The sequence below is a fragment of the Anderseniella sp. Alg231-50 genome (assembly GCF_900149695.1).
Classification (GTDB): Bacteria; Pseudomonadota; Alphaproteobacteria; order Rhizobiales; family Aestuariivirgaceae; genus Anderseniella.
Window position 1 is genome coordinate 1431147 of record NZ_LT703003.1, and the last position, 16785, is coordinate 1447931.

The window sequence follows — 16785 nt, forward strand, 5'->3', positions numbered from 1 at the left end:
GACTCATTAAACTTGTCCTCCCGCAGAATGGATAATTAATGGATCCGGCGCCCTAAACCCGTGGGCTGCTCGAAAACAACGCAGGACACGCCGCCAAACGAGCGCTATAAGCACTCGCGACCGCGTTCCATTCCTGTCGTGTTTGCAGGGGCTGGAATTTTTTAGGAGGGTTTTTCATTGCGCGTCCTGGTTACCGGTACTGCAGGGTTCATCGGGTTTCATCTGGCCCGCCGCCTGAAGGCGGACGGCCATGAGGTGACAGGTTTCGACAACATGTCGCCCTACTATGACATCGCGCTGAAGCGCGCGCGCCTGGAGAATCTGCGCACGGCCGGTGTTCCGGTCGCAGAAGCCGATCTGTGTGACAGCGCTGCGTTGCAGGACGTCTGGCAGAAAGCCGATCCGGAGATCGTGGTGCATTTGGCGGCGCAGGCCGGGGTCCGCTACAGTCTTGAAAATCCGCAAGCCTACATAGACAGCAATCTGGTGGGGTTCAGCAATATGCTGGAGCTGGTGCGTGCCGCAAAGCCGATGCACTTCCTGTACGCCTCAACAAGTTCCGTCTATGGGGCCAATACCACGCTGCCGTGGTCGGAAAGTCACCCGGTGGAACATCCGGTGTCGTTCTACGCGGCAACCAAGAAATCCAATGAGATGATGGCTCATTCCTATTCGGACCTGTTCAGGCTGCCGATGACAGGCATGCGGTTTTTCACGGTCTACGGCGAATGGGGCCGTCCTGACATGGCGTTTTTCAAGTTTGCCGACGCCATGCTCAAGGATGAACCTATTGAAGTCTATAATCATGGCAAGATGACCCGTGATTTCACTCATGTCAGCGATGTGGTTGACGCTGTGGTGGGGCTGATGCCGACAACACCCGAACCGGTGGCAGTCGTTGACGGCCAGGCGGCGCAGCTTGGCACGAGCCCGGTTGCACCGCACAGGCTGGTCAATATCGCATCCGGCACACGGGTTGAGCTCATGGACTATATCAAGTGCCTCGAAAACTCGCTGGGCGTTAAGGCGCAGATCAACTTTACCGGCATGGCAGCCGGCGATGTGCGCGATACCTGGGGTGATGTTTCGGCTTTGTCAGAGCTGACCGGCTACAAACCGAAGGTGGGTGTTGACGATGGTATCGCGTATTTTGCCCGCTGGTATCGTGATTATTTCGGCCTGTAACGGCACAGGATCAATGGCCCCGCAAGCCTGATCCGGAAACCTGAACTTCAAGAGAAGAAACCCAATTGGCCAGACTGTATGACAACCGCAAGCGTATCCTGGTGACCGGAGGAGCCGGTTTCATCGGTTCCCATCTTATCGACCGGTTGCTGGAACAGGGCCACGATGTGTTGTGTATCGACAACCTTTTTACCGGCACCAAGCGCAACATCGATCAGTTTCACAATCATTCGCGTTTCGAGTTCATGCGTCATGACGTGACATTCCCTCTCTATGTGGAGGTGGACGAGATTTACAATCTCGCCTGTCCGGCATCACCGGTGCACTACCAGCACGACCCGGTTCAGACCACCAAGACCTCCGTGCACGGCGCCATCAATGTGCTGGGACTTGCCAAACGACTTGGATGCAAGGTGTTCCAGGCTTCGACGAGTGAAGTCTATGGCGACCCGGTCGTGCATCCGCAGCCGGAAGAGTACTGGGGCAATGTCAATCCGATCGGGCCGCGATCATGTTACGATGAAGGCAAACGCTGTGCGGAAACGCTGTTCTTCGATTATCACCGCCAGCACGGGCTTGAGATCAAGGTTGCCCGTATCTTCAACACCTACGGTCCCCGCATGCATCCTGCCGACGGCAGGGTGGTTTCAAACTTCATCATGCAGGCCCTGCGCGACGAACCCATCAGCATTTTCGGTGACGGATCGCAAACCCGGTCTTTCTGCTATGTTGATGACCTGGTCGAAGGACTTCTGCGCCTGATGGCAACCGGGCCGGAAATCACCGGACCTGTCAATCTCGGCAATCCGGCCGAGTTCACCATCAAGGAACTGGCGGAAAAAGCCATCGAGATGACCGGGTCGAAATCGGACATCGTCTATCGCGAATTGCCGCGGGACGACCCCAAACAACGCCAGCCGGATATTGCGCTGGCGAGACGGACCCTCGACTGGCAACCGGCGGTCGACCTGGAAAAGGGCCTTGGCTGGACGATTGACTATTTCAAGGCGCTGCTGCCGGAACTTGCCGATAGCCGATGAGCCGCAGTGTACGGCCGGAGGGGTTGCGGTGTGTTGGAGCAACTTTATGAGTTCGTGTGACCGCATGTTGCTATAGGCTGTATTGCAATCGAATCGGCTGGTGGCCGGTGTTTCGAATTTGCCTGACTATTTCGCAGCGGACTGTTCCTGGGATGTCATTCATAAGCTTCATCTTGAGTCTTTGGAAATTCCGCCCGGGCCTGCTGGCCCTGAATGTGGTGCTGCTTGTCGTGCGAACCCTTGCCGAAGGGCTTGGCCTCATCCTGCTGGTGCCGCTCCTGGCCCTGGTTGGCGTTGCCGCGCAGGGAGAGACGAGCTGGTTCACAGGCGTTCTCAGTTCCGCGTTTGACCGGCTTGGTCTTGATCTGTCGCTGCGCTCGGTATTGCTGGTTTTTGTGGGGCTGATGGTTGCCCGGGCGGCCGTCGGTTTTGCATACAACCTCGCGGCTGCCCGGCTGCAGTACAGTTTTCTCCATGAATTGCGGGCGTCAACACATCGCGCGGTTACGCGGGCCAACTGGCCGTTTCTTGCCATGCAGGACAGCGGCGTGCTCAACCATTCGCTGTCGATACAGTCGGAAAACGCGGCATTCGGTGTCGGTGCCCTGGCCCGGCTTGCGTCCAGCCTGTTTGCCGTAGCGATCAGCCTGGCAACGGCTCTGCTGATCGATGCGCGCCTGACACTCATCGTTACGGCACTGGCACTGGCAATGGCCCTGCCGATACTGGGATTTGATTTCAGGGCCTACCGCCTCAGCGAGCGTTCGGTTTCACTGCTGGAAAACCTGTTCAAGCGGTTTCGCCATCAACTTGACGATCTCAAGTCAATCAAGTCAGCAGCCGGTGAGGAACAGGCTGACAAACGGTTCGATGATCTGTCGCAGCGATATGTTGAGGCGATGATCCTGCGGGCCAAAAACGGTGCCCAGGCAGGCCTGGTGCATGATCTCGCGGCGGTTTTCATGCTGGCCGCACTGATCTGGCTGGTGAGTTCCTATTCACAAACACTGAGTGTCGAACCGGTGGCGCTCATCATCATCTTTGCCCGCCTGTTTCCGCGTGCCGGGGAGTTGCAGCGCGCGGTGCGTGACCTGCTGGCGATGATGCCGGGATGGAGGCGCATTCATGACTTGCGCGAAGCAGCGCAAGCTCACGGTGAAAACCTGCCGGCCGGTGCCATGATTTCAGTGCCGTTTCGCGACTCACTTGTGCTTGAGAACGTGGCTTATGTTTACCCCAACAGCGAAACACAGGTTCTGCAGGACATCTGCATCGAACTGCCGGCAGGCTCTGCAACCGGGCTTGTCGGCCTGTCGGGTGCGGGCAAGACCACCCTGCTTGACCTGATGTCGGGACTGCTGATGCCGACTGGCGGGCGAATTAGTGTCGATGGCGAGGTGCTCGACGACACGCGCCGCAAGGCATGGCGGCAGACGGTAGCCTACGTTTTGCAGGATGCTCAGCTGGTCAATGAAAATGTCAGGTTCAATGTCGCGCCGTTTGACGACGATCCCGGTGACGCGGAGATCTGGGCCGCGCTTGAAATGGCCGGGGCCGCCGAAATTGTGCGCAAGCTTCCCGGTGGGCTTGATACCTTGCTGGGTGATCGTGGCAGTCGCCTGTCGCGCGGCCAGCGCCAGCGAATTTCGCTGGCCAGGGCGCTTTACCTGAAACCCGGCGTGCTGTTTCTGGATGAAGCCACAAGTGCGCTCAATCCTGCCGATGAAGCGGCTATCGTTGCCACGCTTCAGGGGCTGCGCCCGCACACGACAATTGTCGTCGTCGCGCATCGCCTGTCATCGCTGTCGTGGACCGACAAGCTCTACACACTGCAGGACGGCTGCCTGTCAGCCCATGTCCCGTCGCAATCAACCGCCGGTGAAAAACCGGACCTGGTCAGCGGGATGCGATCGTGAAAGCCGGATGCGTGTATCCGTTTGGTTGAGGGATTGGCAAGCGTTGTTGGTTGCCGGTCTTGTCAGGTGGCCAGTTAGCAATTTGGTGGCTGGCTGGCGCCGGGATTGATTGTATCCGTCCCACTGCCGCAAGAGAATTTTGTGAGTTCGGCAATGTTGATGCACATAAGTCTGGGTCTGACCCAAACCTTTGGGGTGTTCGTCTTGAAAGCCACGATAAATATTCCAAGCCAGATTTTTAAGGTGAGGCAAGGATTTGATGATTCTGGTTAATCGACGATTAAAGTCAGGCGGCGGGTACCTTTAATGTGTAGTCAACAAGAGCTGTACCCGCCAAAACCCTGATCTTCACCTATACAAGAAAGTCGGTTTCATTGAAGTTGGAGAATGCGAAGTTCTGCAGGACGATGGAATCACCGCCGCCCAGATCAATCACCGTGTCAGCGCCGTTGCTTGAAGCAGCGTCCAGAACCTGCTGGGTTGTGGAGAACAACCCGAGATACTGCAGATTGAGTTGGTCCACGTCGTCTTCAAAGTCTGTAATCGTGTCGGTGCCGGTTTCGTCTGTGAAGAAGTAGAACGTGTCGGCTCCGGTGCCGCCAGTCAAAGTGTCCGATCCATCATTGCCGAACAGGATATCTGCGCCGGCGCCGCCATCGATGACGTCATTTCCGGTATGGCCATGAATCCAGTTGACACCCGCGTCACCTGTAATGGTGTCGCCGAAGGCGGAGCCTTGAACCATCTCCACGTCGATGAAGGTGTCACCGAAGGCTTCACCGGTATTGTTGGCTGAATTGGAGAGGTCCACCGTCACTCCTGATGCGGCGAACACGTAGGAAATGTTGTCAAAACCCTCACCGCCATTGAGAACATCGGCGCCAAGTCCACCAATCAGGGCGTCGTTTCCGGCGCCTCCGATAAGGATGTCGTCCCCTTCGCCGCCTGCCAGGAAGTTGGTTGTATCATCTCCGGTCAGGGTGTCGTCGAAAGCAGAACCTTCAAACATTTCCACTGCGGTATACTGGTCGCCGGCAGCATCACCGGTATTCAGGCTGGTATCCGCCAGATTGACGGTGACCGCTTCGGTTGCGGTGCGGTAGGACACCCAGTCGAAGTCACTGCCGCCGTCCAAATCGTCGGCACCGGCGCCGCCGATGAGTGTATCGGATCCGCTGCCGCCATTGAGTGTGTCGGCGCCTGCGCCACCGTTCAGCATGTCGTCGCCGCCGTCACCGTTCAGTGTATCGTCGCCGCCGAACCCGGTGATGGTGTCATTGCTGTCCAGCCCGTCGATGATGTCGTTGTTGTCGGCACCGAACAAGTCGTTGTCGTTGCCGTCGCCCTGGGTGATCACCGGCGCATCTGCGGTGCCGTTGATGGTGATGGTCAGGTTGGCCGTAGAGGTCAGCGATCCATCGCTGATCTCGTAATCGAAGACCTCGGTGAACGTCTCACCGGCTGCCAGGGCCTGCACTGCGACATTGGCATTGTCCAGCGTATAGGTGTAGCTGCCGCTTCTGGTGATCTGCAGTGTGCCGTATACACCAACGATGGTTAGCGACCCAAACAGGGGAACCGGGTTCTGGCCGGCATTGGTGACAATCAGGCTGTCGCCTTCAACATCACTGTCGACACCGGCACCGTCATCGTCGGTCAGGACGTTTCCGGTGTGATCAAGGTTTGTATCCTCGCTCACGCCTGCCGCATTGTCTTCCGCAACTGGTGCGTCGTTCACATCGCGGAACGACAGGTCGATCGAGGCATCCGCGTTGGAACCGTCCGGTAGCAGGTTGGGAACGCCGCCCAGGTTGAAATCACCGCTGACGTCGTCAATGTTTTCATCGTTGACGTCGAAGCCGTCATTGACGTCGCTGCCCTCGAAGACATCGAGCAGGCCGTCACCGTCGGCATCTGCTGTCGAGGTGGATGACGTCGGTCCGCCGTCGCCGCGTTCTTCAGCGTCGTTCAGTGCATCATTATCGGAGTTGAAATCGACATAGTCCGCAAACCCGTCTCCGTCGGTATCAACCGGCGTGAGGCCTGCACTCAGGCCCGCGTCGGTTGAACCGACATTGGCGTCATAGGCATCATCAAGGCCATCCTGATCCAGGTCCACGCCGGACGGGGCGATATAGTTGTCTGTTGCCTGTGCTTCGACATTGTCGGTGATGCCGTCATTGTCTGAATCAATGTCGAGGCGATTGCCGCCGCCGAAGGCGACACCATCACCGAAGACAAAAACCTTGCCGTCAGGTCCGCCGGAATTGTCAGGAATGAATACCCGGATGGACGCAATGTCCGAACCCACAGGAGCCAGGTCATCCAGTGCATAGATCGCCATCTCGGCATTCTGGGTGCTGTTCTGCCGGGCCCCGGTGTCCAGGTAATCCGTACCGCTGACCAGGATCTTGTCGCCAAGGGGATTGCCCTGATCATCATAGGCCCTGATTTCGACCGGGTTGTTGCCGCCACGCTCGGTTACGCCGACAAAAGTGCCTGCGGTGACGAACAGGGGTGTGTTGTAGTTCAGTTCGTAATAGTCGCCGGCGTTAAAGTCGGAACTGGATTCCTGATAATCGTTCAGGTCAGTGGACTGGAAGGCGGGCAGAATGTCTGCGTTCCAGTCGGCAGATCCGGAGAACGACGCTTCGGTCGATCCATCTTTCTGGTAGGTCAGGTCAACGCTGGCGGTGAAGTTGTGGCCATAGCTGTCCGGCAGCACGAAGTCGGTAAATGTCTTGCCGTTTACCGTGACCGAGGTCAGAACATGATCGCCGTCCTGGTCGTTCAGGTCGGCGCTTGAAATACCGAATGAGACATCACCGGACAAAAGCGCCCCGTCGATCCCGCTGTCGGAACCGGTAGACTGCACGGCCTCGTTGATGTCGATAATGCCGTCATTGTCATCGTCGATATCGACCAGGTTTGCAATCGTGTCGCCATCGGAGTCGATGTGCAGTGTCACGGTGGCTTGTGCAATATCACCGTCACCTGAAGTGAGTTGATACTGGAAGGTTTCGATGTCAGCCGGGATGACGCCTTCGGTGACGTTCAGGGTGCCGTCGCCCATCAGTTCGATGACTGTGCCTGATGCCAGTGTCACCTGCGACGAGCCGTCAAACTGCAACACGATCGCCGGATCTGCCGGGTCGATTATGCCGGTGACCGCCAGGCTGACATCGTCCGGGTCTGTATCATTGGCCAGCACGTCGATATTGACTGTCTGGCCGGGCGCGACAACCACAGGTGCTTCATCTGCAGCTACCGCAGCATCATTGGCGCCGTTTATGGTTACGGTTATGTCGTGGGTGGTGCCGTCAACAGCTGTTACCGTGACCACATCGTTCAAGGTGGCGTTGGCAGCCAGGGCCTGCACGGCTGCATTGGCATTGTCGAGCGTGTAGGTCCAGTTGCCTGCCGTATCGATGGCCAGGGAGCCGTAGGTGCCGGCTACATTGCCGCCGGTGAACAGCTCTTCACCGGTGTCGACGTCCGATATGGTCAAGGTGCCGGTTGTGACTTCAGCCACACCACCGTCTTCGGTGACGTCTCCGGTATCCACACCACCAACAACGGCAGCGTCATTGGTGCCGGTGATGGTGACGGTGATGTCATGGGTGGTGCCGTCAATGGCCATAACCGTGACAGTGTCATTCATGGTGGCGCCGAGCGGCAGGGCCTGCACGGCGGCATTGGTATTGTCGAGTGTGTAGGTCCATGCACCTGCAGTGTCGATGGTCACTGAACCATAAGTTCCGGCCTGCAGCTGGGGAGCAGCTTCGCCTTCGATGAACCCGTCGCCGTCAAGGTCGGCTGCAAAATCCGGTTCCAGGCCGGGGAGGGATGCCGGCGAGTATGGAGTGGATGTTATATAGACGCCCGCCGCGTCGGTCTGCCAGACCGTATAGACGTCATTCGGGCCCTGCCACAGCACGTCAAACCCGGTATCCGTCGCTTCAACCTGAAGGGCAGACCAGCCGACATAGCGGTCAGGCCCGACATTGGTTCCGCTCTGGGTCAGGACGACCGGCGGATTGACGCCATCGCTGAACTCATAGGCGTTGTCCTGGTTGACGGAAAGCTGGGTCTCGCCATTGTACTCAATAATCGTGGGGCTATAGGTGCCGGGTTTGAACAGTTCCTCGCCGGTATCGACGTCGGAAATAGTCAGGATGCCGGAGGTCACCTGAAGCACACCACCGTCTTCGGTGACATTGCCGGTATCCACGCCGGCGATCACGGCGGCATCATTGGTGCCGGTGATGGTGATGGTGATGTCGTGGGTCGTGCCGTCAACGGCGGTTACCGTCACGGTGTCATTCAGTGTAGTACCGTGCGGCAGGGCCTGTACGGTGGCATTGGCATTGTCGAGCGTATAGGTCCAGTTGCCTGCAGCGTCTATCGCGACAGAACCATAGGTGCCGGCGGTAGTGCCGACAGTGAACAGCTCTTCACCGGTATCGATGTCGGAGATGGTCAGGGTGCCGGATGCGGCCTGAAGCACGCCGCCGTCTTCGGTGACGTCTCCGGTGTCCACACCGCCAACCATGGCGGCATCATTGGTGCCGGTGATGGTGACGATGATGTCGTGGGTCGTGCCGTCAATGGCAGCTACCGTGACGGTATCGTTCATGGTGGCGTTGAGAGGCAGGGCCTGAACGGCTGCATTGGCATTGTCGAGCGTGTAGGTCCAGTTACCTGCAGCGTCTATGGTCAAAGCGCCATAGGTGCCGACAGCAGCGCCTGCCGTAAACAGCTCTTCACCGGTGTCGACATCGGAGATGGTCAGGGTGCCGGAGGTGACTTCAGCCACGCCACCGTCTTCGGTAACGTCACCGGTGTCTACACCGCCAACAACGGCAGCGTCATTGGTGCCGGTAATGGTTACGGTGATGTCATGGGTCGTACCGTCCTTGGCAGATACCGTGACTATGTCGTTCATGGTGGTGCCGGCGGGCAGGGCCTGCACGGCGGCATTGTCATTGTCGAGCGTGTAGGTCCACGCTCCTGCTGAATCAATGACCAGCAACCCGTAACTGCCGGCATAATGGTGGGTTGCAAGTTCGGTTCCGGCAAGCCCGTCACCATCAAAGTCGGCCGCAAAGACCGGCTCGAATCCAGGAAGGGCTGTCGGTGAGTAGGTGCTGGAAGATATGAATGCGCCCGAGGCGTCGACCTGCCAGACGGTGTAGACGTCGTTGGGTCCCTGCCACAGCACGGTAAACCCGGTATCCGTCGCTTCAACCTGCAGGGCCGACCAGCCGACCCAGCGGTCAGGCCCGACGTCGGTTCCGCCCGATGTCAGGGTGACCGGCGCACCGACGCCGTCGCTAAATTCGTAGGCGTTGGCCTGGTTGACGGAGAGCTGAATCTCGCCGTTGGCCTCCACGATTGTGCCGATGGGCGGACCGGCTACGAAGAACGCTTCCGCGGTATCGACATCGGAAATGGCCAGAGTGCCTGATGTGACCTGAAGCACGCCGCCGTCTTCGGTTACGTTGCCGGTGTCCACGCCGGTTATCACAGCGGCATCATTGGTGCCGGTGATGGTGATGTTGATGTCGTGGGTCGTGCCATCGATGGCAGATACCGTGACGGTGTCATTCAATGTGGTGCCGAGCGGCAGGGCCTGAACGGCTGCATCGGCATTATCGAGCGTGTAGGTCCAGTTGCCATTGGCATCTATTGTCAACGACCCATAAGTCCCGGCCACAGTGCCGTTGGTGAACAGCTCTTCACCCGTATCAACGTCTGATATGGTCAAGGCGCCGGATACGGCTTCAGCCGCACCGCCGTCCTCAATGACGCCGCCGGTATCACCGCCGCCGATGACAGCAGCATCATTGGTACCGGTAATTGTAATGATGATGTCCTGCTGGGTACCGTCCACCGATGACACCGTGACGGTGTCTATCAGGGTTTCACCGGCACCAAGTGCCTGGATTGCAGAATTGTCGGACTGCGCGGTGTAGGTCCAGTTGCCAGCAGCGTCGATTGTAATGTCGCCGACCGTGCCATTGAAAGTACCTGCAACAAAGGTTTCTTCTGACGGATCATCAATATCGGAGATAGTCAGGGTGCCCGATGTGGTCAAGTCCGGTGCCGTCTCGTCCTCGATCACCGAACCGTCGACTACACCGGCAATCGCTGCGGCGTCATTCACAGGATTTACCGTGATGTCGATGGTTGCCGTGTCCGTGCGCAGCGAATGACCCACCAGGCCGGAAGCGAACAGGTCCATTTCCACATTACCGGTATCGGGCCCGGAAACGGTGACTTCCAGAAGGTCATCACCTCTGTCCTGGAAGAACAGTATTTCAATGGGATAATACCCGGGGGCAACTACATTCAGCTGGCCGGACTCGGTCACAGCACCATGTACGCCGTCATTGTCAACGATCTCATTGCCGTCAATCGACAGATTGCTGCCGTCATCCGATGTGGTCGAGAAGGTGTAGAGGCCCGGTGTCTCAATGTAGATGTGGCCTGTGTACCTGAAGCCGTATGTGTTGGTGTTGTTCTGGAAATCAAAAGCTATTTCGCTGACATTGAATTCGGTCGCAATCCCGGTGGCGGTGAGATTTTCGTCGGTAATGTTGTGGACCGTATCGTCATCAGGCGCGCGTCTGTAGAACTCATATTCGAGACCGGCCGACATGCCGGTGAACTGGTATTCAAACTGATCCGGACCATTGTAATCTGGATCAGGCGTATAGGTGACGCTCAGGTCTGGATTTACGACCAGTGAGCCGTTTGCAGGTTGCGTCGTGATGGTGAATCCGGTGACGAATTCGATGATCACGTCGTCGTTGGCCAGCACATTTACTGTACCAAAGGCGTCTTCGCTGACCACCAGGCTGTCATCGCCGGCAACGGCTTCAACCACTGTCGTCACAGTGCCCTCGCCGGTATCGATGCCGTCAGACGCGGTATAGTTGAAGCTGGTCGGCCCGGAGTAACTCGGTGTCGGTACGAATGTGAGCGTCGTCCCATCCGCAGACATGGTGACCGTGCCGTCGCGAACGACAACACTGCCGCCGGGCGCGATGGCACTGCCGTCAATCTCGGTCAGCGACAGGGTATCGCCTTCGGCGTCCGTATCGTTGGCCAGCAAGGTCGAAATGAGGATCGTGGTTCCGGTCGAGACTATCGTACCAATGTCATCGACACCGGTTTCCGGTGCGTCATTGATGCCGGTTATCACAACATCGATATTGTGTGTGGTGCCGTCAACTGCGCTTACCGTGATGGTATCGGTAGCCGTTTCACCCTGACCCAGAGACTGGATCGCAGTTTGGGTATTGTCTGCCGTATATGTCCAGCTTCCTGCAGCGTCTATCGTCAGGGACCCGAGCGTGCCGACAATGGTTTCGGCTGTGAACACGGCTTCGCCGGTGTCGACATCCGAAATTGACAGCAAGCCTGTGTCAGTCAGGGTCAGCGGGTCGTTGTCTTCCGTGACCGCGCCCTGGTCGTCACCGCCAATGACGGCAGCATCATTGATGCCGGTGATGGTGATGGTGATGTCATGGGTGGTGCCGTCAATGGCGGTTACCGTGACAACATCGTTCATGGTGGCGTTTAGCGGCAGCGCCTGCACGGCTGCGTTGGCATTGTCGAGTGTGTAGGTCCAATTGCCGTTGGCATCGATGGTTACAGAACCAAATGTGCCGGTTGCACCACCTGCCGTGAACAGTTCCTCACCGGTATCGATGTCGGAAATGGTCAAGGTGCCGGATGTAACCTGAAGCACACCACCGTCTTCGGTTACATTGCCGGTGTCCACGCCGGCGATCACTGCGGCGTCATTGGTACCGGTTATGGTGACGGTAATGTCATGGGTGGTGCCGTCGATGGCGGTTACCGTGACCACATCGTTCATGGTGGCATTGAGTGGCAACGCCTGCACGGCTGCATTGGCATTGTCGAGCGTGTAGGTCCAGTTGCCTGCTGCATCGATGGTCAGGGACCCGTAGGTGCCGGCTGCATTGCCGTTGCTGAACAGCTCTTCACCGGTGTCGACGTCCGATATGGTCAAGGTGCCGGATGTGACCTCGGCCACGCCGCCGTCCTCGGTGACGTTGCCGGTATCCACACCGGCGATCACCGCGGCATCATTTGTACCAGTGACGGTGACGGTGATGTCGTGGGTAGTGCCATCCACGGCCATGACGGTGATGGTGTCATTCAAGGTTGCACCGAGCGGCAGGGCCTGCACGGTGGCGTTGTCATTGTCGAGCGTGTAGGTCCACGCACCTGCAGCGTCGATGGTCAGCGAGCCATAAGTGCCGGCATGCAACTGGGGAGCCGCTTCACCTTCGATGAACCCGTCGCCGTCAAGGTCGGCGGCAAAGACCGGTTCCAGGCCGGGCAGGGCTGCCGGTGACAGGGTGCTGGAAGATATAAATGCGCCTGTGGCGTCGACCTGCCAGACTGTATAAACGTCGTTGGGCCCCTGCCAGAGGACGGTAAACCCGGTATCCGTCGCTTCAACCTGCAAGGCCGACCAGCCGACCCAGCGGTCAGGCCCGACGTCGGTCCCGCTCGATGTCAGGACGACAGGCGGATTGACGCCGTCGCTGAACTCATAGGCGTTGGCCTGGTTGACGGAAAGCTGGATCTCGCCGTTGGATTCAACCGTCATCGGACCATAGGTGCCGGGCTTGAACAGTTCCTCACCGGTGTCCACGTCCGAGATTGTCAAGGTGCCCGATGTGACCTGAAGCACACCACCGTCCTCGGTGACGTTGCCAGTGTCTGCGCCGGCGATCACGGCGGCATCATTGGTGCCGGTGATGGTGACAGTGATGTCATGGGCGGTGCCATCGACGGCAAACACCGTAACGGTGTCATTCAGTGTGGCGCCAACCGGCAAAGCCTGAACGGTCGCATTGGCATTGTCGAGCGTGTAGGTCCAGGCGCCCGAGGCGTCGATGGTTACAGAGCCATAGGCACCGGCATGCAACTGGGGAGCTGTCTCGCCTTCGATAAAGCCGTCACCATCAAGATCGGCAGAAAACTGCGGCTCCAGGCTGGGCAGGGACGCGGGTGAGTACGGGGTGGACGTTATATAGACGCCTGCGGCATCGGTCTGCCAGACTGCGTAGACGTCGTTAGGGCCCTGCCACAGCACGTCAAATCCGGTGTCCGTCGCTTCAACCTGCAGGGCAGACCAGCCGGCATAGCGGTCAGGGCCGACCTCGGTCCCGCTCTGGGTCAGGACGACAGGCGGATTGACGCCATCGCTGAACTGATAGGCGTTGTCCTGGTTTACAGAAAGCTGGGTCTCGCCATTATATTCAACGATTCCAGGACTATAGGTGCCGGGCTTGAACAGTTCTTCACCGGTGTCCACGTCCGAGATTGTCAAGGTGCCCGATGTGACCTGAAGCACACCACCGTCCTCGGTGACGTCACCGGTGTCCACACCGGCGATAACGGCAGCGTCATTGGTGCCGGTGATGGTGACGATGATGTCATGGGTCGTGCCGTCAATGGCGGCTACCGTCACGGTATCGTTAATGGTGGCGCCGGCGGGCAGTGCCTGCACGGCGGTGTTGGCGTTGTCGAGCGTGTAGGTCCAGTTTCCTGTAGCGTCTATGGTCAAAGAGCCATAGGTGCCGGCGGCAGCGCCTGTCGTAAACAGCTCTTCACCAGTGTCGACATCGGAGATGGTCAGGGTGCCGGATGCAACTTCAGCCAAGCCACCGTCTTCGGTCACGTCACCGGTGTCCACACCGGCGATAATGGCAGCATCATTGGTGCCATTGATCACTACATTCACATCGAAGGTCGTACCGTCGACGGAGGTAACAGTGATGGTATCGGTCAAGGTGCTTCCCGCACCAAGTGACTGGATGACCGTTTGTGTGTTATCTGCGGCGTAAGATGCGTTGCCGGCAGCATCCAGCGTCAGTACTCCGTACAAACCGTTGAGGTTTCCGGGCGTGAACTGTGCTTCGCCGGTGTCAACATCGGTAATGTTGATCGTGCCAAGCCCTGTCAACGTTACAGGCGCGTCGTCTTCGGTCACTTCCGGCAGAACGCCGACGCTGATAACCGCAGCATCGTTGGTACCGTTGATGGTGACGGTTACATCGTGGGTCGTGCCGTCAATCGACTGGATTGTGATGGTGTCGATCAGGGACGAACCCTCACCAAGTGCCTGGATGGCCGGCAGGGTGTTGTCTGCGGAATAGGTCCAGTTGCCCAGGGCATCTATGGTCAAAGAGCCATATGAGCCCGGGGTCGTGTTGGCATTGAAGACTTCTTCGCCGAGGTCAATGTCGGAAATGGTCAGTGTGCCGGTCGTCGTCAGCGTTACCGGGTCGTCTTCTTCCTTGACACTGCCGGTATCCACACCGCCGATAATCGCGGCATCATTGGTACCGTTGATCACGACGTCGATATTGTGGGTCGTACCATCGAGGGTCGAGACAGTGATGGTCTCGGTCAGGGTTGCGGTGGCGCCAAGCTGCTGGATGACCAGCGGCGTATTATCGGCAGAATAGGTCCAGTTGCCCAGCGCATCTATGGTCAGAGAACCATAAGTGCCGGCTATTGTTTCGGGGTTGAACTCGGCTTCGCCGGTGTCGACATCAGCAACCGTCAAGACCCCGGAATCGGTGAGGGTAAGCGGGTCGTCATCCTCGGTAACACTTGCCTGGTCATCGCCGCCGACGACCGCCACGTCATTGACGCCGGTTATGGTGACCGTAACGTTATGCGTCGATCCGTCAAATGCCTGAACGGTAACCGTATCTGTTGCAGTGATGCCTGCACCCAGGGACTGCACGAGCAGGTCGGAGTTGTTCAGGGTATAGGTGTAACTGCCAGCGGCGGTGAGGGCGACGACACCGTAAGTGCCGTTGTAGTTTCCGGCCTGGAATGATGATTCTCCGGCATCGGCGTCATTTACGACCAGGATACCCAGATCGAACGGCGGATTACCGAGATCTTCGGTTACTTCAGCCGTGTCATCGCCTGTCACGACAGCGACATCGTTCACGCCGTTGATGGTGATGGTCAGGTTTGAGTTTTCGGTATTGTTAAAGGTGTTTTCAGCAGTGTAGGTGAACGTCTCAGTAAGAGTTTCACCGTCCTTGAGTTCCTGAGCCGCGCTGGAAGCGGGATCGACCAGATACGAATAATTGCCATCGGCGCTGATGGTCAAAGTACCATAAGCACCTGCAATCACCGTATCGCCGGACGTTGCTACCGCGGTAGAGTCGACATTGATGACGGTAATGCCGACACCAGAGTCGTTGTCGAGCACGTTGCCGGTGGCCGCTACCACGTCATCTTCCGTGACAGAGTTGACATCTGCGAAAGCCTGAACACTTACGTCCGAGCCCTCGATCGTGACATCAAGGTCCGCTGTCGTCACAACACTGCCGTCAGTAAGGCTGTAGGTGAAGGAATCAACCAGCGTATCGCCAAAATCCAGTGCCTGGACTGCAGGAAGGTTGTTGTCCAGATCATAAGTGTAGTCGCCGGTGACACCATCAATGGTCAGGGTGCCGTATGTTCCGGCAACCAGTGTTGTGCCGGTCGGATTAAGGTTGATGCTGTTGACTTCGACAATGCCGATGGGCTGGTTCTCGATGTCGCTGTCTACGCCGAACCCGTCGTCATCGGTGATAACGTTGCCGGTAGCCGACAGTGTGATGTTTTCCTGCACGGTGGCGGTGTTGTCGCTGGCAACCGGAGCGTCATTGTTGCCTGTAATTTCGACAATCAGGTCAGTATTCAGGGGGTTGCCGTCTTCAGTGAAGTTGTAGGCAAAGGTATCCGGAATGATATCGTCTGCTGTGAAATCCTGAACCAGAGAATTGTCCAGAATATATGAGTAATCGCCGTTTGCCGCGACTTCCAGGGTTCCGTACGTCCCGACTATGAACACCGTGCCGGTGCCTGGTACCGCAACGCCAGCAACCTCGGTGAGCACATAGACGCCTGCCGGATTGTTGATGAGATCATCGGTAAACAGGTTACCCGTAACGGTCAGGACGAGGTCTTCGGTGACCCCGGCAAAATCCTCAGGCGCGGTATTGGGATTGCCGCCACCGCCATTGTTGTCATCGACGAATTCCTCGTACGTTACATTGCCGGCAGCATCGAAAATACGGATCCATTCAGACCAGGTCTGGGTGTCGTCAAAATCGAATACGGTAAGTGTGTATGTGCCGTCATTGTGGTATCGGCGTTCTTCGACGTAATTGAAGGACAGATCGTAGACATCATAGACATCGTCCGTGCCGTCGGTGTATCGCTCCGCTGAAAATTCGAAACCCTGCAGGGAAACATCACGGGTGTCGTCAAACTCGCCGTCATTGTACGCCAGGATGTCGCTGCCGGCGCCGCCAACCGCCAGTGTGGTGTCATTGGCATCGTAAATGACGATGTCATCGCCGTCGCCGGCGTCGATTATGTCGTCGCCGAGACCACCATCGATCCAGTCATTGTCATCGCCACCATTGATGATGTCGTTGCCGTCATTGCCATTGATGGTGTCATCCCCGGCAAATCCGTTAATCGTGTCGTTACCGGATGTTCCATCGAGGATATTGTCGTTGCCGTCGCCGTCTATACTCATTATCGGACATCTCGGTTGTGACCGGCTCCGATACGCCGATTTACTG

The 16785-nt window shown here is 57.7% G+C and carries 4 protein-coding genes; 3 read left to right on the top strand and 1 reads right to left on the bottom strand.

All coding sequences use genetic code 11. The annotated features are described in order from the left end of the window. Positions 1 to 177 precede the first annotated feature (177 nt). The 3 genes from DHN55_RS06805 (at position 178) to DHN55_RS06815 (ending at position 4141) form a co-directional block, all read left to right on the top strand. Complete coding sequence (locus DHN55_RS06805; protein ID WP_108880572.1) at positions 178 to 1185, top strand: NAD-dependent epimerase/dehydratase family protein; 1008 nt, start codon at positions 178 to 180, stop codon at positions 1183 to 1185. A gap of 65 nt (positions 1186 to 1250) precedes the next feature. Beyond that, positions 1251 to 2225: an NAD-dependent epimerase/dehydratase family protein gene (locus tag DHN55_RS06810; protein ID WP_108880573.1), complete on the top strand. Its 975-nt coding sequence runs from the start codon at positions 1251 to 1253 to the stop codon at positions 2223 to 2225. A gap of 152 nt (positions 2226 to 2377) precedes the next feature. Beyond that, positions 2378 to 4141: an ATP-binding cassette domain-containing protein gene (locus tag DHN55_RS06815; RefSeq protein WP_108880574.1), complete on the top strand. Its 1764-nt coding sequence runs from the start codon at positions 2378 to 2380 to the stop codon at positions 4139 to 4141. A 352-nt stretch (positions 4142 to 4493) separates the two neighbouring features. Here DHN55_RS06815 and DHN55_RS06820 read toward each other — a convergent pair whose 3' ends face one another. Next, positions 4494 to 16739, bottom strand: a complete 12246-nt coding sequence (locus DHN55_RS06820; RefSeq protein WP_108880575.1) for a VCBS domain-containing protein — start codon at positions 16737 to 16739, stop codon at positions 4494 to 4496. Between the last annotated feature and the right edge of the window lie 46 nt (positions 16740 to 16785).